The sequence below is a fragment of the Halomonas sp. 707B3 genome, from assembly GCF_024158645.1.
GTDB lineage: Bacteria > Pseudomonadota > Gammaproteobacteria > Pseudomonadales > Halomonadaceae > Vreelandella > Vreelandella lionensis.
Map to the genome: position 1 here is coordinate 1 of NZ_JAMZBE010000295.1, position 1384 is coordinate 1384.

Annotated in this window: 1 protein-coding gene; it reads left to right on the top strand. The window is 58.2% G+C overall.

The window, feature by feature from the left end:
• The first annotated feature begins 101 nt into the window (after nucleotides 1–101).
• Nucleotides 102–1355 (top strand): IS256 family transposase, encoded by a 1254-nt coding sequence (locus tag BIS10_RS18740; RefSeq protein ID WP_085918100.1) that lies wholly within the window; start codon nucleotides 102–104, stop codon nucleotides 1353–1355.
• Nucleotides 1356–1384 lie beyond the last annotated feature (29 nt).

The window sequence follows — 1384 nt, forward strand, 5'->3', positions numbered from 1 at the left end:
GAGCTATGGTGATTTCTGGTGTATGGAAGCAGGCTGAAGGGGTGGCGTATCCTGTTGGTTGATCACCGCCAAGATCACAACCAACAGAGGAATGATACGCCATGTCCAAGTCTAACCTGCACGCTCTTTCACAACCAGAGGTGGCCACCACCGACCCATTGCACGAGCTGATCCGTCAGGGTGCCCGTGACCTGATTGCCAAGGCGGTCGAGTCGGAGCTTCAGGGCTTGCTGAACCAGTATGCCGATGTTTCAACACCTGATGGGCGCCAAGCTGTGGTGCGCAACGGACACCTACCCAAGCGCACAATCCAGACAGGCGTTGGGGATGTTGACGTTCAGGTGCCCAAGGTCAGAGACCGCAGCGGCTCCGGCATTCGCTTTAACAGCCAGCTCCTGCCGCCGTACTTGAAGCGGGCTCGGAGTCTGGATGAGCTCATCCCTTGGCTCTACCTGCGAGGGGTCTCCTCTGGCGACTTTCAGGAGGCTCTGAACGCCTTGGTCGGTGAGCAGGCCAAGGGGTTGTCCGCCAATACGGTGACCCGGCTCAAGGCCCAGTGGCTGAAGGAGCACGAGGAGTGGTGTCACCGTGACCTGGGCCAGAAGCGCTACGTTTACTGGTGGGCGGACGGTGTCTACAGCAATGTCCGCCTGGATGACCGGCTCTGCCTGCTGGTGATCATTGGGGTCACTGAGCACGGCCACAAGGAGCTGGTGGCTGTTGAAGATGGCCACCGGGAGTCTGAAGCCAGCTGGCGTGAGCTGCTCACTGGCTTGCGGGAACGTGGCCTGGATTATGCGCCCAAGCTGGCCGTAGGCGACGGGGCTCTGGGCTTCTGGAAAGCGCTGAGCAAGGTGTTTCCGGAAACCCGGCACCAGCGGTGCTGGGTGCACAAGACCGCTAACGTACTGGACAAGCTGCCCAAGTCAGTACAACCGAAAGTGAAGTCAGCCTTGCACGAGATCTATCTGGCGGAGACCCGTGACAGCGCACACAAGGCCTTTGACAGCACGTTGAAGCGGTTTCAGGACAAGTACCCGAAGGCCATGGAAAACCTTGAGAAGGACCGGGACGAGCTGTTGGCCTTCTACGATTTCCCGGCCATTCACTGGATTCACTTGCGGACCACCAATCCGATTGAATCCACCTTCGCCACCGTGCGGTTAAGAACCAAGCAGAGCCGATCCTGCGGCTCTCGCGACACCACCTTATCGATGGTGTTCAAATTACTCCAATCCGCCCAAAAACGCTGGAAGCGGATCAAGGGGTTCGACCAACTGAAGCTGGTCGTGGACAACGTCCAGTTTCGGGATGGAGAGCAGGTGGATGATCAAACTGGCAGAGACGCCGCCTGATGGTCATACACCAGATTTGACAATAACTC

What these genes read in the sequence shown, in the direction of transcription:
- BIS10_RS18740 (WP_085918100.1), top strand. Translation starts at nt 102, where the DNA reads ATGTCCAAGTCTAACCTGCACGCTCTTTCACAACCAGAGGTGGCCACC.